The 20,482-nt window shown below is 55.3% G+C and carries 21 protein-coding genes; 10 read left to right on the top strand and 11 right to left on the bottom strand.

The features are described 5' to 3' along the window. Nucleotides 1–13 precede the first annotated feature (13 nt). Genes lpxD through ACR0D6_RS19175 form a run of 3 tightly spaced genes read left to right on the top strand, consistent with a single transcriptional unit; the run spans nucleotide 14 to nucleotide 2,613 of the window. The gene (gene lpxD / locus ACR0D6_RS19185) at nucleotides 14–1,090 is read left to right on the top strand and encodes a UDP-3-O-(3-hydroxymyristoyl)glucosamine N-acyltransferase (protein ID WP_480766702.1); all 1,077 of its coding nucleotides are present in this window, start codon (nucleotides 14–16) and stop codon (nucleotides 1,088–1,090) included. A 47-nt stretch (nucleotides 1,091–1,137) separates the two neighbouring features. Continuing rightward, entirely contained in the window at nucleotides 1,138–1,395 is a 258-nt protein-coding gene (locus tag ACR0D6_RS19180) for an acyl carrier protein (RefSeq protein ID WP_170655601.1), read from the top strand. A gap of 9 nt (nucleotides 1,396–1,404) precedes the next feature. Further along, nucleotides 1,405–2,613, top strand: coding sequence for a beta-ketoacyl-[acyl-carrier-protein] synthase family protein (locus ACR0D6_RS19175; protein WP_170655599.1), 1,209 nt, complete (start codon nucleotides 1,405–1,407; stop codon nucleotides 2,611–2,613). Between the two features lie 51 nt (nucleotides 2,614–2,664). On the opposite strand, the gene ACR0D6_RS19170 is transcribed toward ACR0D6_RS19175, so the two are convergent. Next, nucleotides 2,665–3,273, bottom strand: coding sequence for an invasion associated locus B family protein (locus ACR0D6_RS19170; RefSeq protein ID WP_170655597.1), 609 nt, complete (start codon nucleotides 3,271–3,273; stop codon nucleotides 2,665–2,667). Between the two features lie 446 nt (nucleotides 3,274–3,719). On the opposite strand from ACR0D6_RS19170, the gene ACR0D6_RS19165 reads away from it, so the two are divergent. Next, a complete protein-coding gene (locus tag ACR0D6_RS19165; protein ID WP_480766701.1) occupies nucleotides 3,720–5,267 on the top strand; it encodes a helicase HerA-like domain-containing protein in 1,548 nt (515 codons plus the stop codon). A 47-nt stretch (nucleotides 5,268–5,314) separates the two neighbouring features. Here the strand turns inward: ACR0D6_RS19165 and ACR0D6_RS19160 are convergent, their stop codons facing one another. The 8 genes from ACR0D6_RS19160 to ACR0D6_RS19125 form a co-directional block, all read right to left on the bottom strand. After that, on the bottom strand, nucleotides 5,315–5,704 hold the full coding sequence (locus ACR0D6_RS19160) for a hypothetical protein (RefSeq protein WP_480766700.1): 390 nt from the start codon (nucleotides 5,702–5,704) through the stop codon (nucleotides 5,315–5,317). A gap of 54 nt (nucleotides 5,705–5,758) precedes the next feature. Beyond that, a complete protein-coding gene (locus ACR0D6_RS19155) occupies nucleotides 5,759–7,063 on the bottom strand; it encodes a branched-chain amino acid ABC transporter permease (protein WP_480766699.1) in 1,305 nt (434 codons plus the stop codon). Then, nucleotides 7,060–8,070 carry a branched-chain amino acid ABC transporter permease gene (locus ACR0D6_RS19150; RefSeq protein WP_480449499.1) on the bottom strand — a complete coding sequence of 337 codons (1,011 nt, stop codon included), beginning with the start codon at nucleotides 8,068–8,070 and terminating at the stop codon, nucleotides 7,060–7,062. The genes ACR0D6_RS19155 and ACR0D6_RS19150 overlap by 4 nt, the downstream gene beginning before the upstream one ends. Nucleotides 8,071–8,188: 118 nt before the next feature. After that, a complete protein-coding gene (locus tag ACR0D6_RS19145; RefSeq protein ID WP_170655589.1) occupies nucleotides 8,189–8,539 on the bottom strand; it encodes a hypothetical protein in 351 nt (116 codons plus the stop codon). 265 nt (nucleotides 8,540–8,804) lie between these two features. After that, nucleotides 8,805–9,128: a hypothetical protein gene (locus tag ACR0D6_RS19140; protein ID WP_480449500.1), complete on the bottom strand. Its 324-nt coding sequence runs from the start codon at nucleotides 9,126–9,128 to the stop codon at nucleotides 8,805–8,807. 319 nt (nucleotides 9,129–9,447) lie between these two features. Next, a complete protein-coding gene (locus ACR0D6_RS19135; RefSeq protein WP_480766698.1) occupies nucleotides 9,448–10,278 on the bottom strand; it encodes an ABC transporter ATP-binding protein in 831 nt (276 codons plus the stop codon). Further along, nucleotides 10,275–11,063: an ABC transporter ATP-binding protein gene (locus ACR0D6_RS19130; RefSeq protein WP_170655583.1), complete on the bottom strand. Its 789-nt coding sequence runs from the start codon at nucleotides 11,061–11,063 to the stop codon at nucleotides 10,275–10,277. The genes ACR0D6_RS19135 and ACR0D6_RS19130 overlap by 4 nt, the downstream gene beginning before the upstream one ends. A gap of 135 nt (nucleotides 11,064–11,198) precedes the next feature. Next, nucleotides 11,199–12,383, bottom strand: coding sequence for an ABC transporter substrate-binding protein (locus ACR0D6_RS19125; RefSeq protein WP_480766697.1), 1,185 nt, complete (start codon nucleotides 12,381–12,383; stop codon nucleotides 11,199–11,201). A gap of 166 nt (nucleotides 12,384–12,549) precedes the next feature. Between ACR0D6_RS19125 and ACR0D6_RS19120 the strand changes: the two genes are divergently transcribed. Further along, nucleotides 12,550–13,641: a PQQ-dependent sugar dehydrogenase gene (locus ACR0D6_RS19120; RefSeq protein ID WP_480766696.1), complete on the top strand. Its 1,092-nt coding sequence runs from the start codon at nucleotides 12,550–12,552 to the stop codon at nucleotides 13,639–13,641. Nucleotides 13,642–13,673: 32 nt separating this feature from the next. Here ACR0D6_RS19120 and ACR0D6_RS19115 read toward each other — a convergent pair whose 3' ends face one another. After that, a complete protein-coding gene (locus ACR0D6_RS19115) occupies nucleotides 13,674–14,678 on the bottom strand; it encodes a GlxA family transcriptional regulator (protein ID WP_170655577.1) in 1,005 nt (334 codons plus the stop codon). A 168-nt stretch (nucleotides 14,679–14,846) separates the two neighbouring features. Between ACR0D6_RS19115 and ACR0D6_RS19110 the strand changes: the two genes are divergently transcribed. After that, on the top strand, nucleotides 14,847–16,217 hold the full coding sequence (locus ACR0D6_RS19110; RefSeq protein WP_170655575.1) for a class II 3-deoxy-7-phosphoheptulonate synthase: 1,371 nt from the start codon (nucleotides 14,847–14,849) through the stop codon (nucleotides 16,215–16,217). A 71-nt stretch (nucleotides 16,218–16,288) separates the two neighbouring features. Here the strand turns inward: ACR0D6_RS19110 and ACR0D6_RS19105 are convergent, their stop codons facing one another. After that, on the bottom strand, nucleotides 16,289–16,912 hold the full coding sequence (locus tag ACR0D6_RS19105; RefSeq protein ID WP_480766695.1) for a PAS domain-containing protein: 624 nt from the start codon (nucleotides 16,910–16,912) through the stop codon (nucleotides 16,289–16,291). A gap of 301 nt (nucleotides 16,913–17,213) precedes the next feature. On the opposite strand from ACR0D6_RS19105, the gene ACR0D6_RS19100 reads away from it, so the two are divergent. The 4 genes from ACR0D6_RS19100 to ACR0D6_RS19085 all read left to right on the top strand — a co-directional run bounded on the left by ACR0D6_RS19100 (nucleotide 17,214) and on the right by ACR0D6_RS19085 (nucleotide 20,419). Continuing rightward, nucleotides 17,214–18,104 (top strand): YicC/YloC family endoribonuclease, encoded by an 891-nt coding sequence (locus ACR0D6_RS19100; protein ID WP_480766694.1) that lies wholly within the window; start codon nucleotides 17,214–17,216, stop codon nucleotides 18,102–18,104. 18 nt (nucleotides 18,105–18,122) lie between these two features. After that, nucleotides 18,123–18,764 (top strand): guanylate kinase, encoded by a 642-nt coding sequence (gene gmk / locus ACR0D6_RS19095; protein WP_170655569.1) that lies wholly within the window; start codon nucleotides 18,123–18,125, stop codon nucleotides 18,762–18,764. Next, complete coding sequence (locus tag ACR0D6_RS19090) at nucleotides 18,761–19,285, top strand: gamma carbonic anhydrase family protein (protein ID WP_480766693.1); 525 nt, start codon at nucleotides 18,761–18,763, stop codon at nucleotides 19,283–19,285. The genes gmk and ACR0D6_RS19090 overlap by 4 nt, the downstream gene beginning before the upstream one ends. 93 nt (nucleotides 19,286–19,378) lie before the next feature. Further along, a complete protein-coding gene (locus ACR0D6_RS19085) occupies nucleotides 19,379–20,419 on the top strand; it encodes a sensor histidine kinase (RefSeq protein WP_480766692.1) in 1,041 nt (346 codons plus the stop codon). Nucleotides 20,420–20,482 lie beyond the last annotated feature (63 nt).

Raw genomic sequence — 20,482 nt, 5'->3', positions numbered from 1 at the left:
AGGGAACCCCGACATGAAGTTCACAGTCCAACAGATTGCCGACGCCCTTGGTGCGGACACGCAGGGCAATACTGACCTGACCATTTTGCGCGCGGCTGAACCAGCCGATGCGGGGCCAACAGATTTGGCAATGGCAATGTCGCCGAAATATGCTGAGGCTCTGGGGCAGGGCGCAGCCCGAGCAGCTCTGTTATGGGAAGGCGCACCTTGGGAAGAACTTGGGCTGGAAGCTGCAATTTTCGTCCAGCGGCCGCGCATGGCGATGGCCGGTGTCACGGCGATGTTGGACCGGGGGCAGGGGATTGAGCCCGGCGTTCACCCTTCGGCAGTTGTAGACCCTACGGCCGAGATTGGTGCAGATGTTTCCATCGGGCCTTTGACGGTGATCGGCGCGCGAGCAAGAATCGGTGATGACTCGGTCATCGGGGCGCATTGTGTGATAGGCATGGATGCTCAACTGGGCAGAGATGCGCTATTGCGTGAAATGGTCAGTGTCGGCGCGCGTGCTGTTATTGGAGATCGATTCATTGCTCAGCCGGGCGCCCGGATCGGTGGGGACGGTTTCAGCTTTGTCACGCCAGAGGTTTCGGGTGTCGAGAACGTCCGCAAAACAATGGGTGATCAGGGCGAGGCGAAAGCCCAAAGCTGGCTTCGGATTCACTCTCTTGGCGCTGTCGAGATCGGGGATGACGTCGAAGTAGGCTCCAACTGCACCGTTGATAACGGCACAATTCGAAACACCCGAATTGGTGATGGCTCAAAGCTGGATAACCTTGTTCATGTGGGTCACAACACACGTGTTGGCAAGGACTGCCTGCTGTGCGGCCAAACCGGAGTGTCCGGCTCCGTTGAGATCGGCAACAACGTGGTTCTTGGCGGTCAGACCGGAGTGGTCGACAACATCTTTATCGGCGATGGCGTGATTTCCGGCGGCGGCACCAAGATTCTGTCCAACGTGCCCGCAGGCCGCGTCATTATGGGATATCCGGGCATCAAAATGGAAAGCCACACAGACATTTATAAGGCGCAGCGTCGCCTGCCGCGCTTGGCCCGTGACATAGAAGCGCTGAAAAAGGCTGTTTTCAAATAGTCCCCAAGCGATTAAATCAACCGTGAAGCGACAATCAGGGGATTGAAATGAGCATCAGCGACCGTGTCATCGCAATCATTGCAGAGCAGGCCGTGCTGGAGCCATCGGACGTCACGCCCGAAAGCACCCTGCAGGATCTTGGAATTGACAGCCTGGGGTTGGTCGAAAGCATCTTTGCGATTGAGGAAGAGTTCGACATTTCCATTCCGTTCAACGCAAACGAACCGACGGCTAGCGATTTTGACATCACCAACGTGGCGGCAATCATCGCGGGTATCGAAAAACTAGTGGCTGAAAAGGTCTGACGAGCGATCATGAAACGCGTCGTCATTACCGGAGCTGGCACAATCAACTCTCTGGGCCACTCTGTCCCCGATACACTCGAAGCGATGCGCGAAGGACGTTGTGGCATCGGCGAACTGGATTTTCGTGATGTCGAGCGTCTGGCCATCAAGATCGGCGGACAGGTGCGCGGGTTCGAGGCTGAAGGCCGTTTCAACCGGCAACAGATGACCCTGTATGACAGGTTTACCCAGTTCACGCTGACCGCCACCAAGGAAGCGATCGAACAATCCGGCATCGAGTTTCATGGCGAACTCGCTGCGCGCTCTGGTGTCGTTCTTGGGACGGCGGGCGGCGGCGTCTCAACCTGGGATGATAATTACCGCTCGGTTTACGAAGACGGCAAAAATCGGGTGCATCCATTTGTAGTGCCGAAGCTGATGAACAACGCTGCCGCCAGTCACGTTTCGATGGAGCACAATATCAAAGGCCCCAGCTTTACCGTCTCGACCGCCTGTGCCTCGTCCAACCACGCGATGGCTCTTGCGTTTCAGATGGTGCGCAGCGGGGCGGCGCCTGCGATGATTACCGGCGGCTCGGAATCCATGTTGTGCTTTGGCGGCGTGAAAGCGTGGGAGGGCCTGCGCGTCATGTCCAAAGACGCGTGCCGTCCTTTCAGTGCGAACCGGAACGGGATGGTTCAAGGTGAAGGTGCAGGCGTCTTCGTGTTTGAAGATTACGAAAACGCCCGTGCACGTGGGGCAGACATCCTGTGCGAGGTTGTCGGTTATGCCATGTCATCTGATGCCGCAGACATCGTCATGCCCAGCAAGCAGGGAGCGGCCCGGGCCATGTCCGGTGCGTTGGCAGATGCCGGGATAAATGCAAGCGAAGTCGGCTACATCAACGCGCATGGCACCGGTACTGCCGCCAATGATAAAACTGAGTGCGCAGCGGTTGCGGACGTGTTTGGGCCACATGCGGATGAGTTGATGATTTCGTCAACAAAGTCGATGCATGGGCATTTGATCGGTGGAACCGGCGCAGTGGAATTGTTGGCCTGCATCATGGCGCTGCGGGACGGGATAGTCGCGCCAACCATCGGGTACGAAGAGCCTGACCCGGAATGTGCCTTGGATGTGGTGCCGAACGTGGCGCGTGAAGCCAAGGTTGACGTGGCTCTTAGCAACGCCTTTGCATTTGGCGGGCTGAATGCTGTCCTGGCTCTGAAACGAATTTGACTGACAAAAAAGCCGCCAAGCTCATAGCTGGCGGCTTTTCGGTATATCGTGTCAGTTGCTTCGTGGAATAAGAGTTTCGAAGCCGGACGTGAATCCCTTTAGCGACATTTTCATTTGCAGAACCTGATTGGGTGCCTGAGCAGGCACAACCGAAACGATGGCTTCGGAACCGCCTTTCATTGCATCTACGTCAGATTGTGTCAGGCCAAGCTGAGAAAAGCACCCAACCGTGTTGCAGAAGCGATAGTTGTAGCGCTTTGACGGCGCACCATCGATAGAAAGCTCAAGTTGTGCCGGCAAAAAGGTTTCCAGCGGCACGATGACGGTGGCACCGGCTACTGCGACCCCACCATCCTGAAGACGAGATACTGTCACCTCGGCCATCGGGTTGCCGTCCTGACCCGTCAAAAGCTGTACCAATGCGCAAGGGTCGGCCTCTGTCTCGGTCTTGACGCACGCCAAGTCCCAATCGCCGAATTCTTCCTTAACATATTGCTCACCAATGCGTGGTCCGCTTTCACCCAGATCCAATCCGGTGCCGGTCGCCTGCGATGTCTCTGCCTGACTTTCACCGGCAGTAGTCGTGGTGTCCTGAGCATAAACCGCACCAGTCAGAATCGCGGTTGCCGCTACGCTCAGCGGAATCAGTTTCTTGATCATGAATGCCTCATTTCATCCGATAGAACTTTTTGCCCCGTCTACCATCGTTGCCGTACGGTGTCAGGTGCGAAGATCGCGGGGTGCAAGAATTTGATCGGATTTTTGCTCAAATTCGTGATTTTCGGTTGAACAACGAAAAAGGGAGCCGGAGGAACGGCTCCCTTTCATGAATATTTCTCCCCGTCGGACTGGCCGACTTAGTTATGTCCGAGACGTTACGAAAGGGGAGGACATCGGTCAACAGCTATCCGGGAATTTTAATGCTGAAATATCGCTATTTCCCGGTGCTTGACCAAAAAAGGCCGTGCCCGAAGGCACAGCCAGTCGACAGGGAGGAAGTCTGCCCCCAAATCCGGCAACGCCAGTAGGGGACAAAGGGACTATCGCAGGTAAAGGTTAAGTTTGTATGCTGGGAGTGGACTGTGAAATATTGAGGCATAACCGTAATGGGTGAAAAGATTTTTTTGGGCGGGGCCGGAGTAGAATATGACCAGCCGCAGGAATTGTCCCTTAAATACGCCAACCGTCATGGTTTGATCGCAGGTGCAACCGGGACCGGTAAAACCGTAACACTGCAAATTCTGGCTGAAGGGTTTTCCAAGGCCGGTGTGCCGGTTTTCCTTGCTGATGTGAAAGGCGATTTATCGGGGCTGGCCAAATCCGGGCGTGTTGATCACAAGCTTCACCAAGCCTTTCTTGATCGCGCCGAAACCATTGGACTTTCCGATTTCTCGTATCACAGCTGTCCCGTGACCTTTTGGGATCTGTTCGGGAAACAAGGCCACCCGGTGCGCATGACCGTGACCGAGATGGGGCCATTGCTTCTGTCTCGTTTGCTGGAACTCAGCGAAGCGCAGGAAGGTATTTTGAACATCGCGTTTCGCGTCGCGGATGAAGAGGGCATGCCGCTGCTTGACCTCAAAGACATTCAGGCGCTTTTGGTCTGGGTTGGAGAAAATCGTAGCCAGCTATCACTCCGGTACGGAAACATATCAACCGCATCGATCGGCGCGATTCAGCGACGCTTGCTGGTTCTGGAAAATCAGGGCGCGACGCAGTTGTTCGGCGAACCGGCACTGGATTTGTCGGATCTGATGCGCAATGACGAACATGGGCACGGAATGATCAACATTCTGGCGTCGGACAAGCTGATGGGCGCGCCTCGTCTTTATGCAACGTTTCTGTTGTGGCTTTTAAGCGAGTTGTTCGAAGAACTGCCCGAGGTAGGCGACCCTGAAAAACCAAGGCTGGTGTTCTTTTTTGACGAAGCGCATCTTCTGTTCGAAGACGCCCCAAAGGTACTTGTCGACAAGGTGGAACAAGTTGCCCGGCTGATCCGCTCAAAGGGTGTTGGGGTTTACTTTATTACACAAAGCCCGGCCGATATTCCCGAAGATATTCTGGGCCAGCTAGGCAACAGAATTCAGCACGCTCTGCGGGCATTTACGGCACGGGACAGGAAAAACCTGCGCATGGCGGCAGAAACGTATCGCGACAACCCGGCGTTCGAAACCGAAGAAGCAATACGGGAGGTCGGTGTCGGGGAAGCCGTGACCTCGATGCTCGAAAAAAAGGGGGTGCCGGGGATTGTGCAACGAACGTTGATCAGGCCTCCCAGTACGCAATTGGGTCCGATAACCGCCGACGACAGGAAGCAGGCGCTGGCAAATTCGGCAATGTCGGGCAAGTACGATCAACGTGTCGAAAGGAAGTCGGCATACGAAATCCTGACCGCCCGTGCCGAACAGGCCGCACGCGAGGCAGAACGCGCCGAATCTGACGATGTCGTAGAGCAGCAATCCGCCATGGAACGGGAGTTTTCTGCCGCCCGACGATTTAGTGGCAGCCGCGTTGGGCGGTCTTCTGCCCGGTACACACGTAAAAAGGACACGTTCGCATCTGCGATGTCAGAGGCCGTCATCAAGGAGCTTAAAGGCACAACAGGGCGACGCATCGTGCGCGGTATTTTAGGCGGTTTGTTCCGAAATCGGTAAGGCGGAACCAGCTGCAATACGCTGGTTCCAACCAGTCTTCATAAAGATTACTGAAGCAGGCGTTGGCCTTCCTGTTTGCAATACGCATCCGCTTCGGCAACAGACATTTTGGTCGCCGGGAAATCAATCGCGCGATCCCAGATTACCGTGTTCCGGGTGTACAACTGACAAGTCACAGCACCTTTGGGCGTCTGAACAGTAACCGGTTCAGATTCAAGTTTTTCCGGTGAAGGAACACATGCGGAAAGTCCAGCCAGAATTGACAGGAAAAGAGTGGTTTTGGTTGATCCAAGTTTCATTTTGGTTCGCAGTTCGTCTCTGAGGTTAAGATGATGATCGTTACAGACCGTATGAGAAGCGAGTGAGTGAGTGCGGACAATCTGCGCCGAAAAAGTTTCTCGGCGATGAACCTCTTTAATTAATTTTGGGCTATCCATCAAGAAACTGCGCCGAAATCCCGGCGCAGTTTCAACAATTTGAATGGTTTGCTCTTATCGTTCGGGGATCAGACCTCTGGGGCTGAACCTGAGCACAAGCAACAAAATGAGCCCCATAGTCAGCAAACGCATATGCGCCGCGCTGTCCAACAGGTGTTCTTTCAGCGGACTTCCATCCGCCATACCTGCGGTTATGATTTGCATCAGCCAAATGCCAATTGGTTCAACCTGAACCCAAAGGAACCAGATCAGCATAGCACCCAGAACCGCGCCAAAGTTGTTGCCCGATCCACCGACAATCACCATGACCCATACGAGGAAGGTAAAGCGGAGCGGCTGGTATGTGCCCGGCGTCAACTGTCCGTCCAGTGTTGTCATCATTGCTCCGGCAATGCCGCAGATCGCCGAGCCCAGAACAAATATCTGAAGGTGGCGGCGCGTAACATCCTTGCCCATGGCTTCGGCTGCGACCTCGTTGTCGCGAATGGCGCGCATCATACGGCCCCACGGGCTTTTGAGTGCCATTTGCGCCATCCAAAGCAAGACGAGCAAAACAATCATGAACAGGACTGAGTAGCCGAATTTGACGTAAAGCGTCGACGCGGTGACAGGATCAAGCCCCAGGCTGGCTGCGCGTTCGACAAAGTCTGGTGAGTTCTGCAGATCGATCTCATACGGCAAAGGACGGGGCAGGCCGATGACGTTCTTTACACCGCGGGCCAGCCAGTCTTCGTTCTTGAGAACCGCAATGATGATCTCGGCAATACCAAGGGTGGCGATTGCCAGATAGTCAGACCGAAGCCCGAGCGCGGTTTTACCGATCAGCCATGCGGCGCCCGCAGCCAGAAGACCCCCAGCGGGCCACGCCAACAAAACGGGCAGTCCAAGCCCACCGATATTGCCGGCCGCTGCGGGATTGATCGCCTCAACACCAGCGACGCTAGGGTCGAACACCTGACGGTATACGACAAAACCGACGACCAGAATCCCCAGTATCGAAATATTGCGAAGTCGCCCCTTGGGCATTTTTTTTGCCGTCAGAACAGCGGCGACCACGGTTGCGGCACCAAGCAGCAACGCTACGACGATACCGACGCCGCCAGATGACCACGCTCCCGGCGTCGGAGAAGCCGCGATCAGCACAACGGCCAACCCGCCCAACGCAACAAATCCCATGACGCCGACGTTGAACAGACCTGCAAAGCCCCATTGCAGGTTCACGCCGATCGCCATTATGGCCGAGATCAATCCCATATTCAGGATCAACACAGCCGAGTTCCAGCTTTGCATGAACCCGGTCAGCAGGATGAGTACGCCGACCAGTACGAACAGCAGGGTATTCTTGACTGTCTCGTTCATACCGCTTTTCCTTTAAAAAGCCCGGTGGGCTTGAACAAAAGTACAATCAGCAGGATCACGAAGCTGACCGCGAATTTGTAATCCGTTGACATGAGCTGCACGAGGCCGGACGGCGCAAGACTTTCAGGCGCAACGTATGTGATGACCTTTTTCCAGGCGTAGGTGATCGTGACTTCGGAGAAGGCGATTATGAACCCGCCCGCAATCGCGCCCAGCGGATTGCCCAGCCCGCCAACGATGGCTGACGCAAAGATAGGAAGCAGCAGCTGGAAATAGACAAACGGCTTGAAGCTTTTATCGAGACCATAGAGAACACCCGCCGTTGTCGCCAAGGCCGCCACGATGATCCAGGTGATCATCACGACACGCTCGGGATTGATGCCGGACAGTAGCGCCAGATCCTCGTTGTCGGAATAGGCCCGCATCGACTTTCCGGTCCGCGTCTTGTTCAGGAACCAGAACAGCAGAACCACGGCGATAACGGCCACGACCACTGTTAGGCCTTGTGTAGTTTTGATGGCCAGCCCTTCGCGAAGGCCAGTCATCTCTTTGAAATCCCGGGCGGAAATCAGAAATCTTTCACCGTCGGCAAACCGTTGATCGTTGGGTCCGATGACGAACCGGACCAATCCGTTCATGATGAACATGACACCCATCGAAACGATGACCAGGATTACCGGTTTGGCTTTCTGTTCTCGATAAAATCGATAGACCAGCCTGTCCGTGACAAGAACAAGGATGATGCAACCAAGAATTGCCATTGGCAGGGCCAGCAAAGCTGTGGGCAAAGGTCCAAAGCTGACGCCCATACTCTGCAGCCACCATGTCAGCAGTACGGCGATCATCGCGCCGAATGCCATCGTGTCGCCGTGGGCAAAATTGGAAAAGCGCAGGATGCCGTAGATCAGCGTCACCCCAAGTGCCCCAAGTGCCAGCTGGCTGCCATACGCAACAGCCGGCACGAGGACAAAATTCGCAAGCGCAACCAGCGCGTTCAATAGATCCATCAGTTCTTCTCACAGTCCGGGTGCGGCCTTATGGCACGGTGTGCGTACCGGACACAACATTTTGTGCCGGTTTTTTCATCATTACCGGACGGGTATTGAGGAACTGATCAATTGGCATTCAACTTACCGGATCACTGCAGGCACCGCGATCGTTTGTGGCGTTCGGCCCTTTGATCGTCAGATCATAGCTCAGGTCGTCAAAATCCACTACGAAAGTTATGACATCCTTTCCCATAATATGAAGGAAAGTCAGAGAGTTAATGCCGGAAAGTATTGTAGCCTCACCCTTGACGGATTCGGTTATGATGAATCCCTTGTCCGTCCCACCGGAGCGCGCCAGAGTAACCGAGGCACCATTCTGATCCGATACACAATTGACGACAAAATCTGCTCCATCCAGTGGACCGCCAGCGGCAAAACCAAGCGAAGGAATAAGCAGGGCAAAAAGTTGAGTTATCACGTTCTTCATCGTTCACTGTTCCGTTTATTGGCGAGTGCAAAGCCGAGAATTTCGACCTTGCAAGCGCCTGTCTATGGTCAGGTTAAGTGAAACCGAGGTGGGCCTTGAAAGCCCGACCGCGATTTCACTTTTCAACCTATGCCGGAACGGTTTTCAAAAAAGCGATTATGCCACACAATCACAGGCAGTTGAGAAGGCGTGTTAAATGTTAGACCCACCATCCATCACTTTGAATTTAAATAGATAGATGACACTCTAAAGGTTAGTGAGTTCGTCACACTTCCTTGCATTTACCGTTGTCATTTTTGGGTTGGGGTCGCTGAACGGACAGGTCGTAATTCAGATCGGGAAGTTTAACGACAAAAGTCATGACGTTGCTTTCATCCACATACATGAACGTCAGATTACCAAGCCCCGGAAAAACCTGGGCCGAGCCAGCGATATCGTTCACCGCGATGGATCCGGTACTGTCATCGCCGCTTTTCGTCAGGTGAAATTCCGTTCCGTCGATATCCGAGACGCACACAAAACTGCGTTCCGCCGCAACAGACGCGTTGGCAGAAAGGCAGAGAATGGCGGCAATTGTCAGTTTTTTCATTTTTGTTGGTCCGGAGTGTTGGGCAAGCCGGTCCCACGGGAGTCGGCTCGGTTTTGGGGAGAGCTCAGCCGACACTTTTTTCGTGCCAGCCCCGTAAGAGTTACCTTACGGCTCGCACCCGATAGGGGGGTATTGTGGCGCAATTTCAGCCAGTCATTGTCGAATTTCTGATACGGAAAAACGGATAGAAAAAAACATGCACGAAAAATGCGAATTAATATCAACGCCTTGGTCGCCCACACGTGTCGATATTAATTTGTGGCAACGAGGGTCGCCACAATTGTGACAATTTTCAGATGCTGCGCGTGGATTCTACCTGTCAGCCGCCAAGGAAGCTCTTTCGAACTTCCGGGTCGGCGAGCAGTTCCTTACCGGTTCCCGTATAGGCATTGCGACCCTGCACCAGAACATATCCCTTGTCAGCGATCTCAAGAGCTTGCCGCGCGTTTTGCTCAACCATGAGAATCGGAAGGCCTGTTCGGCTGACCTCGATGATCCGGTCGAACAGTTCGTCCATCACGATAGGTGACACACCTGCGGTAGGTTCATCCAGCATCAACACTTTGGGCTGTGTCATCAGTGCCCGGCCTACGGCCACCTGCTGACGCTGTCCGCCCGACAACTCACCCGCTGCCTGATTTCGTTTTTCCTTGAGGATCGGAAATAGATGAAAGACTTGTTCCATCGTGTCCGAGAAATCGTCGCGCCGTATGAACGCGCCCATTTCCAGATTTTCCTGAACTGTCATCGAGGTGAATATGTTCTGAGTCTGAGGCACGAAGCCCATCCCGCGAACCACACGGTCCTGTGGGCTCAGATTGGTAATGTCTTCCCCATCCAGCCGAACAGAGCCGGACCGAACATCAAGCATTCCAAATACAGCCTTCATGGCCGTGGATTTACCAGCACCATTGGGACCGACGATCACTGCGATTTCACCTTTGTCGACGGCAATCGTGCATTCGTGCAGGATATCCGGCCCCTTGCCGTAACCACCTGTCATGGTGTCGCCAATCAGGAACGGTCCGCCACCGACATAGCGCGTTTCACCGCTTTCACGATGGGCTGGCGTCATGGTTCCCTGTCCAGCGGTATTGGTGATTGTTGCATCCTTGTTGCCGTGGTCGTCCTGATAAGGATTGCCGCTCATGCCCCGGCCTCCAGCTTGTCTTTGTTTTTCAGTCCGGTTCCCAGGTAAGCTTCGATCACGTGCTCGTTGGCCTTGATTTCGTCCAACGTACCCTCGGCCAGAACCTTGCCTTCGGCCATGCAGATCACCGGATCACAGATCTTGCCGATGAAGTCCATGTCGTGTTCGATAACCACAAAGGTGTAGCCGCGTTCCTTGTTGAGACGCAGAATCGTGTCGGCGATGGTCATTAGCAGAGTGCGGTTCACACCGGCACCAACTTCGTCAAGAAACACGATCTTGGCGTCGACCATCATGGTGCGGCCAAGTTCCAGCAGTTTCTTTTGACCACCGGAAACCTGTCCGGCCTTGTGGTCGGCAAGATGCTCGATGGTCAGAAATTCCAGCACCTCGTCGGCCTTGGCACGAAGGGCGCGTTCTTCGTCAGCGATCCGCTTTCTGCCAAACCATGTATTCCACAGCGATTCCCCGGATTGGGCGCCTGGAACCATCATGAGGTTTTCCCGGCAGGACATCGACGAAAACTCATGGGCGATCTGGAACGTGCGCAGCAGCCCCTTGTGAAACAATTCGTGCGGGGGCAGTCCGGTGATGTCCTCACCATCCATCGTGACCTTGCCGCTGGTCGGCGGAAGAACCCCTGCGATCACGTTGAAAAGAGTTGTCTTTCCGGCCCCGTTCGGCCCGATCAAACCCGTGATCGAACCTTTCGCGATTTCCAGCGTAGCTCCATCCACCGCGTGAAAGCCACCAAAGTGCTTATGCACGTCTTCAACGACGATCATGTTATCCCCTGGCTGCATCATTTAGGGCAGCTCTGTTTTCGTGTTGCCAGACCTCTGAACCGAGGTGCGGTCTTTTGTCATTGAAACAGCCCGGACACAAGGTCCGGGCTGCCTGATATCATTTGGGTAGGTCGATCAACGGTACTGAACGGTTGTGATCTTGCCGTCTTCGATCTTGTACTCGCGATAGTTACCGGCGGATTCACCGGGGCCGATCAGTTCGACAGCAGTTGCGCCAACATAGTCGACTTCGCCACCATCCTTGAGGATCTGCAGAGCTTTGGCCAGTTCACCCGGATAGATCTTTTCACCCGGCGCGTTGGCCACATCCATAACCTTGCCAGCATAGTCAGCCGGAGCTTTCGAACCTGCGGCCTGCATGGCCAGCAAGATCAGCGCAGCTGAATCATAGGATTCGCCGACAAAGGACGATGTTCCGTCAAAGCCGTTCGCTTCGCCCATCGCCACCATGGTTTCTGCACCAGGGCTGTCGGTGCCCGGCAGCTGACCGGTCGAGCCGTCAATTTCAGAACCGAAATCGCTTTCCAGCTTGGCGCCGTACATACCATCAGGGAAATGGAAGCTGTCGAATGCGCCGGAATCCAGCGCCGCGCGCATAACGCCCGAGCCACCCTGATCGACATAACCAGCGATCACCAGCTTTTCGCCGCCCGCCGCAGCCAGCGCACCGACTTCAGCCGAATAGTCGGCTTTGCCGTCTTCGTGAGCTGCCGAGATGGTGACGGTTCCGCCTGCCGCTTCGAAGGCCTGCTGGAAGCTGTCGGCAATGCCCTTGCCGTAATCGTTGTTGGTGTATGTCAGAGCGACTTCTTTGACGCCTTGATCCATCAGCACTTCGGTCATGATCTGACCCTGACGGGCATCAGATGGCGCAGTGCGGAAAAACAGGCCGTTGTCTTCGGCTGTCGACAAAGCGGGTGAGGTCGCCGAAGGCGAAATCATCACCATGCCGTTCGGCAATGCAACGTTCGAAAGAACGGCACCGGTCACACCCGAGCAGTCCGCACCAACGATACCGTCAACCTTGTCCGATGTAATCAGACGTTCGGCTGCCGCGGTGGCCGCACCGGAATCGATGCAAGTCGAGTCTGCCCGGATAGCAGTAACTGACGCACCATCCAGCAGCAGACCGCTGTCGGCGACTTCTTTCATCGCCAGTTCCGCAGCTGCGGCCATCGGCGGGGTCAGAGATTCGATCGGGCCGGTGAAGCCAAAGATGATACCAAGTTTGACGTCTTCCGCAGATGCGGCGCCAGCCATCAATGCAATGGCCGCAGTGGCCGTAAGCAGCTTTTTCATATGGTTACTCCCGTATTGGAACGTATTCGTTCTGCCCCAGACCCTAGGCAAGCTGTTCGGAAAAGGAAAGTCCTAACGAAAAAGTGGTTTGTGCAAAGGAATTCATTTGATTTGATGGGCCTGATTTTGGTCCGCAGGGGCGTTTGATGCGACAAGGCGCGATGCGATGTTTAAGTATTTTGTGATTCTGCTAACGATCTTCTTCCCGGCGATTTCTGTCGCCGAACTCATCAATACCTCAGTCGGACAGGTTCGGCTTACAAAGCTATTGGGTGGTCTGGATACGCCCTGGGCCATCGGAATTCTGCCCGATGGCAGTTTTCTGGTGACCGAACGAGACGGCGATCTGCTGCGCGTGGCTGCGGGAAAAGCTGATCGCGTGACCGGCATTCCAAAGGTTTATGCTTCGGGGCAAGGCGGTTTGCTGGACGTAATGATTCCACGCGATTTTTCCCGAACACGTGAGGTTTTTCTTTCCTATTCGAAACGCCAGCAGGGCGGGGCCGGCACAGCGGTTGCCGTCGGTCGGCTCAGTGAAAATGGCAAACGGCTGACGAATGTACGAACAATTTTTGAAGCTGCGCCTGGCAGTTCCGGAGGGCGACATTTTGGGTCCCGCATTGTCGAAGCCACCGACGGCACGCTGTTTGTGACCATTGGCGAGCGTGGGGACCGCCCATCAGCGCAGGACCGTGCTAATCACAACGGTTCTGTAATTCGAATCAATCGAGATGGTTCCGTGCCCGCGGGTAATCCCTTTGTCGGACAGGCTGGTATCCGGCCCGAAATCTGGTCCTTTGGCCACCGAAACCCGCAGGGGGCGGGATTGGATCAGCAAGGCCGCCTCTGGGTGTCGGAACATGGCGCGAAAGGTGGGGATGAGGTCAATCTAATCCGGAAAGGCGCGAATTTCGGATGGCCGGTGATTTCTTATGGAAAACACTATTCGGGCGCGAAGATCGGGGAAGGGACCGCGAAACCCGGTATGGAGCAGCCTGAATTCTACTGGGACCCCTCAATCGCTCCGTCTGGGCTGCTGGTGTATTCCGGAAAGCTCTGGCCAAAATGGAAGGGGAGCATATTTGTAGGCTCTTTGAAATTTGACTACATCGCCCGGCTTTCCGGCTCGCCGCTCCGCGAAGTCGAGCAGATCAAAGCCCCCGAAACCGAACGCGTACGTGACATCGTCGAGGCGCCCGACGGTTCGATCTGGTTCATTTCTGTAGGGCAGGGAGCCGTCTACAAACTGTCGAAGTAGGCGCACCCCATATTCAGGACTGTCGGGCTACATCAAACCGACAGTCGGGCGCTGTGTGTTCCACGCTCGCGATACGGTGTTGTATTGTAATGCGCCCGGTAGCACTTGGAGAAATGCGAAGGGCTGGCAAAACCGCAGGCCAGTGCGACGTTGATGACGCTCATATCCGTTTGCATCAGCAGGTTACGCGCTTTTTGCAGGCGCAGCTCCATATAGTATCGTTTCGGCGACCGGTTCAGATAACGGCGGAAAAGTCGTTCAAGCTGTCGTGTGGACATTCCGACATCCTTGGCCAGAATCGAGGGCGAGATCGGTTCCTCGATGTTCTTTTCCATCATTTGGATGACCTGGCTGAGCTTCGGATGACGTACCCCGATCCGCGTCGGAGTCGACAGACGCTGAGTATCCTGATCCGTCCGGATCGAGGAATAGATCATCTGGTCGGCAACCGCATTGGCAAGTTCTTCGCCGTAATCATCCGCGATCAGTTTCAGCATCAGGTCAATTGAGGATGTACCACCAGCCGTCGACATCCGGTTGCCATCAATCAGGAACACCGATTTGGTGAGTTCGACATTCTCGAACTCTTCGGCAAAGCTGTCAGCATTTTCCCAGTGAATCGTTGCGCGTTTACCTTCCAGAAGGCCCGCCTTGGCCAACGTGTGCGCACCGGTACACAGACCACCGATGCGAATGCCCTTGCGTGCCTCTCGGCGCAGCCAGTTCAGCATCTTCTTCGTGGACGCTTTCAGAACGTCGACGCCACCACACACCAACACAACATCGTCACGTTGAAGTTCGGCCAGATCGTCATCCAGATTGAAAGATGTTCCTGCTGAGCAGCTCGCGGTTTCCCCACCCTCGCCAACAAGTTGCCAAGTATACAGTTCTTTTTCCGCCATGCGGTTGGCAATACGAAGACTGTCCAGAGCTGATGCAAAGGACAACATCGAAAATTTGTCCAGCAGGACAAAGATAAAGCGGCGTGGTTTGGCCGATGTGATTTCCACTTCGACAACTTGGCGTTGCTCTTGCATGGCTGATTGTCCTTATTACGGCGCTTCCGGCACGGAAACGACGGCAGAGTTGGCAAATACCATGCTCAAAGCTTGTTTCCGCCGTCAAGAGGCGCAATTCGGATATGGTCACTCTTCAATGCTTTTTGTATAGAGACCACCTGAAATACTTCAGCGGAGATCCAAGCTATGACCGAATGGCAAAAATCGAACTGGCGCAACAAGCCGCGGGTTCAGATGCCTGATTATACCGATGCGGCTGCACTGGCCAAAGTCGAGGCGCAGCTTTCCCAGTATCCGCCGCTGGTCTTTGCAGGCGAGGCGCGGCGCCTCAAGCAACATCTCGGTGCCGCCGGTCGCGGCGAGGCCTTCCTGCTTCAGGGCGGAGATTGCGCGGAAAGTTTCGAACAATTCAGCGCAGATGCGATCCGTGACACGTTCAAAGTAATGCTGCAGATGGCGATGGTCCTGACCTACGGCGCCAAGGTGCCGGTGGTAAAGGTGGGCCGTATGGCCGGACAATTTGCCAAGCCGCGCAGCGCGCCGACCGAGGTTGTGGACGGCGTGGAGCTGCCGAGCTATCGCGGCGACATAATCAACGAACTTGCGTTCACACCCGAAGCGCGCATTCCGAACCCCGGAAAGATGTTGCAGGCCTATACTCAGGCGGCCGCTACACTGAACCTGCTGCGTGCGTTTTCCACCGGTGGTTTCGCGGATATGAGCAGGGTGCACTCCTGGACGTTGGGCTTCACCGATGAGCAGGATGTTCAGAAATATTCGGAAATTGCCGATCGCATCCAGGACACCATCGACTTCATGGGTGCGGCGGGAATCACCGCTGATACCACTCACGAGTTTTCGACGGTCGAGTTCTACACAAGCCATGAAAGTCTGCTTCTGGAATACGAAGAGGCGCTGACACGGCTGGATTCAACCTCTGGCAAGTGGCTGGCGGGTTCGGGTCACATGATCTGGATTGGGGATCGCACACGTCAGCCCGATGGCGCGCATGTCGAGTTCTGCCGGGGCGTACAAAACCCAATCGGTTTGAAATGCGGCCCGACAACGACCGCTGAGGACCTCAAGGTTCTGATGTCCAAACTGAACCCGGAAAACGAAGAGGGGCGCCTGACCCTGATTGCGCGGTTCGGTGCAGGTAAGGCAGGTGAACATCTGCCGCGTCTGATCAAGGCCGTCAAAGAAGAGGGTGCCAATGTCACCTGGGTCTGCGATCCGATGCACGGCAACACGATCAAATCGGCCACGGGCTATAAAACCAGACCGTTCGAGTCGGTTCTGCGTGAGGTTCGCGACTTTTTCGGCGTTCACCAGGCCGAAGGAACTGTTCCGGGCGGTGTTCATTTTGAGATGACCGGCCTGGACGTTACCGAATGCACCGGTGGTGTACGTGCCGTAACCGAGGAAGATCTGTCTGACCGTTACCACACGGCCTGTGACCCGCGTCTGAACGCCACCCAATCGCTGGAACTTGCTTTCCTCGTGGCCGAAGAACTTACAAATCTGCGCCGGGACCGAAACAAGCGCGCAGCCGGCTGAACGCCGATCCATTTATAAACACCGACAACGGCGGGCCATTAGTCCCGCCGTTTTCATATCGCGCCCGTCGCCTAATCGGGTTCGTTCGATACAACCAGACGTAAATGTTGCGCCGGGTGGTCGAATTCTTGCTGATCTTCCGCAAATTCCATTGCGGGTTCCTTATCAGCGGTGTTGGGGCCCTGAATGCCTGCGACTTCCCGCAACCGATTGGCGCAGATTTCAAATTGACGGGGTGTCGTCCCGACGGGGTCGTCACTAACGAGTACACCAAGAATGCGGCTAACCTCCCCAAGATCACTTCTGAGGGGTAGCAGGATCATCCGACCTTCCAGCCGGGGGCATCCAAGCCCGCCCGACGCGGAAAGTTCGACCTCGGCAATGGCGGGTTCGCTGAAAACCCGTTCGATCGTCTGTGACACCTCTTTGCGGGCGGACGCCTCGAACATGGCTGACAGTGTCATCCCTCTCACTTCCATACCCGCCAGTGCGCTCAGATGGTGCCCTGCCAGACGAAACCGGGCAATGCCGGGGGCGATTCGTTCAAGGATGAATGTGTACTCGAGTATGTTCTCAAGACCACGGGGATCGACCCGGGACCTTTTGGGAACGCCATCCCCATCCAGCAGAGCTGTCCAATAGCCTTCCGCCTGACGAATTGGGGACAGGCTGCGCCCACTGCGGAAACGGTCCATTGCAACGACTTCCCCAACCCTCGATCCGGGGCTTTTCCCAAAAACAGACTTCATCCTCGTTACCTTCACGTCAAAGGCCCGCCGTTTTTTTGCAGGCCGCTATGCTGGAACGCAGTTTCGCAACACGTTCACTGTGACGGTCAGATTTGCACAGGTTTATTCAATTTTGGATCAATTCTTTAACGAATGGTTAACTTGCTGAGATCAAGGGCGGGCAACAGCAAACACTTGCCCTCTGTCGTTGGATGGCATTAGGTGCGTCAACCGTGCTGGACGCATCAGCCGACAGGAAAGGGCAGACATGATCAGATCCATGACCGGGTTCGCCTCAGACAAGGGTGAGTTTGGCCTGCACAGCTGGAGTTGGGAGTTGCGCAGCGTGAACGGCAAGGGGCTGGATATGCGCCTGCGCGTGCCCGATTGGCTAACCGGGTTGGAAACCGCTTTGCGGGCGGAACTGTCCAAGGCATTGAGTCGTGGAAACGTGACGCTTTCACTCCGCGTCACACGTCAGGAGGACACTGCAGACCTCAAACTGAACCCGACTGCCCTGTCTGCGGCACTGGATGCATTAGCTAAAACCGAGGAAATGGCCGCCGCGCGGGGAATCGCACTGGCGCCGTCAAAGGCCTCTGATCTGCTGGCGTTGCGGGGCATGATGGACGCAAGTGTTGAGGCTGACGACTCAGCCCCCCTTGTCGAATGCCTGAAACACGGCTTTGCGCCGCTGCTTGAGGCGTTTCTGGAGATGAGGGAAACCGAAGGCGCGGCGATGGCCAAAGTCATCACAGGTCAGCTGGATCAGGTTGAAAAACTGACGGGTCAAGCCGCGGATCTGGCCGAGCGGCGCAAGGGTAAGATGCACGAAACATTGCACGCAAATCTTGCACGGGTCATGGAAAATACCGACGGCGCCGACCCGGATCGCATCGCTCAGGAAATGGCCCTGATTGCGGTCAAGATGGACGTTACCGAAGAAGTCGACCGGTTGACTGCCCATATCGGCGCGGCCCGGGACCTAATGAAAGGTGACGGGCCTGTTGGCCGCAAACTGGATTTTCTGATGCAGGAGTTCAACCGCGAGGTAAATACGCTGTGTTCGAAATCGCAGAGTCCGGAACTGACATCAGTTGGGCTTGAACTGAAGGCGGTCATCGATCAGATGCGCGAACAAGTGCAAAACGTGGAATAAATACGGGAACAATTCGACATGGCTGATCGTCGAGGTCTACTGATCATTTTGTCTTCGCCCTCTGGCGCCGGCAAATCCACGCTTGCCAGGCGGCTCATGCGGTGGGACGACGGGCTGAAGTTTTCGGTATCCGCCACCACGCGCGCGCCACGGCCGGGTGAGGAGCACGGGCGCGAGTACTATTTTCTAACAGAGGACGAATTCAGGCAGCAAGTCACACAGGGCCAGATGCTTGAACATGCGCATGTTTTTGGCAATTTCTACGGCTCTCCGGCGGGGCCGGTGCGCGAAACCATCGTCAATGGCCAGGACGTTCTGTTTGACGTGGATTGGCAGGGCGAAGTTCAGATTCGAAATTCAGACCTTGGCAAGCACGCCCTGTCGATATTCATCCTGCCGCCATCAATCCGCGAGCTGCGCCGCAGGCTGGAAAACCGGGGGCAGGACAGCGAGGATGTGATTGCCAAGCGAATGCTCAAAAGCTGGGATGAGATCAGCCACTGGGGTTACTATGACTATGTTCTGATCAACGATGATCTGGATGAGACCGAAGAAAAGCTGAAAACCATTGTCAGCGCAGAACGTATGCGACGTATTCAGCAACCCAATCTGCAATCACACGTACGTACGCTGCAGTCCGAATTTGAGGAATTGCCATGACCCTTTATGCTTTGGGAGAATTCGCGCCACAGGTCCACAGCGACACCTGGGTTGCGCCCGATGCCAATCTGATCGGCAAGGTCGTGATGGAAGAAGGGTCTTCGGTCTGGTTCGGCTGCACGATCCGCGCCGATCACGAGGAAATTCGGATAGGTGCAGGCAGCAACGTTCAGGAGAACTGCGTCATGCATATCGACGCAGGATACCCCCTGACCATCGGCAGGAATTGCACCATTGGCCACAAGGTCATGCTGCACGGTTGCACAATCGGTGAGAACACGTTGATTGGCATGGGGGCCATTGTTCTGAACGGCGCCAAGATTGGAAAAAACTGCCTGATTGGTGCTGGCGCGCTGATTACGGAAAACAAGGAAATCCCGGACAATTCTCTGGTAATGGGGTCTCCGGGCAAAGTTGTGCGGCAGCTTGATGAAGCGGCCGCGCAAAAGATCACCTGGAGTGCGCTGCATTATCAAGAGAACATGCGTAAGTTTCGCGATACGCTTAAACCAGTTTCGTAAGCGATTTTGTGGCTTTGTTTTGCGGCGCTGCAACAAGAGTTTTGCAAAACAAGGCTACCCATCCGATAAATCCGGTTCCTTTCGAGGCACATCATGTCTGACGATCTGCTAAGTGAATTTCTTTCGGCGGTTCCGGCGGCCGCAGTGCTGGTGGATCAGTCCGAACGGATCATTGCGGCAAATGCAGACGCATTTTCATTGTTGGGCCCTCAGATCACGGGCCGCCACTTTGCCACGATCTTGCGGCAACCGCAGGTGATCGAGGCAATTGAACAAAGCTTGAAGACAAAGAGCCCGTCCAAAACCAATCACTTGTCCAACGACGGTGCTCAGGACACGACGTTCGAGGTTCAGTGCCGTTACATCAACGGTATCGGTGCTGTCGGGGGCGGGGCCGTCCTGACCAGTTTTGTGGATGTGACACATTTGGAGCAGGCCAGTCAGATGCGGCGGGATTTCGTCGCAAATGTCAGTCACGAACTCCGCACACCTCTGACCGCGCTGATGGGGTTCATCGAGACATTGCAGGGACCCGCCCGCGAGGACACCGAAGCGCGGGATCGGTTTTTGCAGATCATGACGGACGAGGCCAACAGAATGAACCGGCTGGTCGGCGATCTTCTGTCCCTCAACCGGGTCGAAAGCGAAGAACGAGTGCGCCCAACGGAACAGGTCAATCTGATTGGGCAACTCGAATCAACCTTGGATACACTTCGACCATTGGCTGACAGCGCTGGCGTCGAACTAACGCTTCAAGCGCCTGACGATCCCGTGTCCGTTACAGGTGACCGGGATCAGTTGCGGCAGGTTTTTACGAACCTGATTGAAAACGGAATTAAGTATGGTGGCAGCAAAGTCGACATTGACCTGACTTTGGAGGAACGGGACACAGCCGTGCGCGGGCCGTCCGTCAGGGTAAAAGTCTCGGATAATGGCCCCGGCATCGATGCAGTGCATCTGCCAAGGCTGACAGAGCGGTTTTACCGTGCAGACAGTCACCGATCACGCCAACTTGGCGGCACGGGATTGGGTCTTGCGATCGTGAAACATATCGTCAATCGCCACCGGGGACGTCTGAGGGTTCACAGTGAGTTGGGGCAGGGCTCGACGTTTACGGTTATTCTGCCCCACTGATCAGTGCGCTGCTGCTCGCCGATGTAGATGGCCAGCAATGCAGCAATGCTCCTTGCGCATAAC

This window comes from Ruegeria sp. BJ6, assembly GCF_056537885.1.
This window is presented reverse-complemented; position numbering and strand designations above follow the sequence as displayed.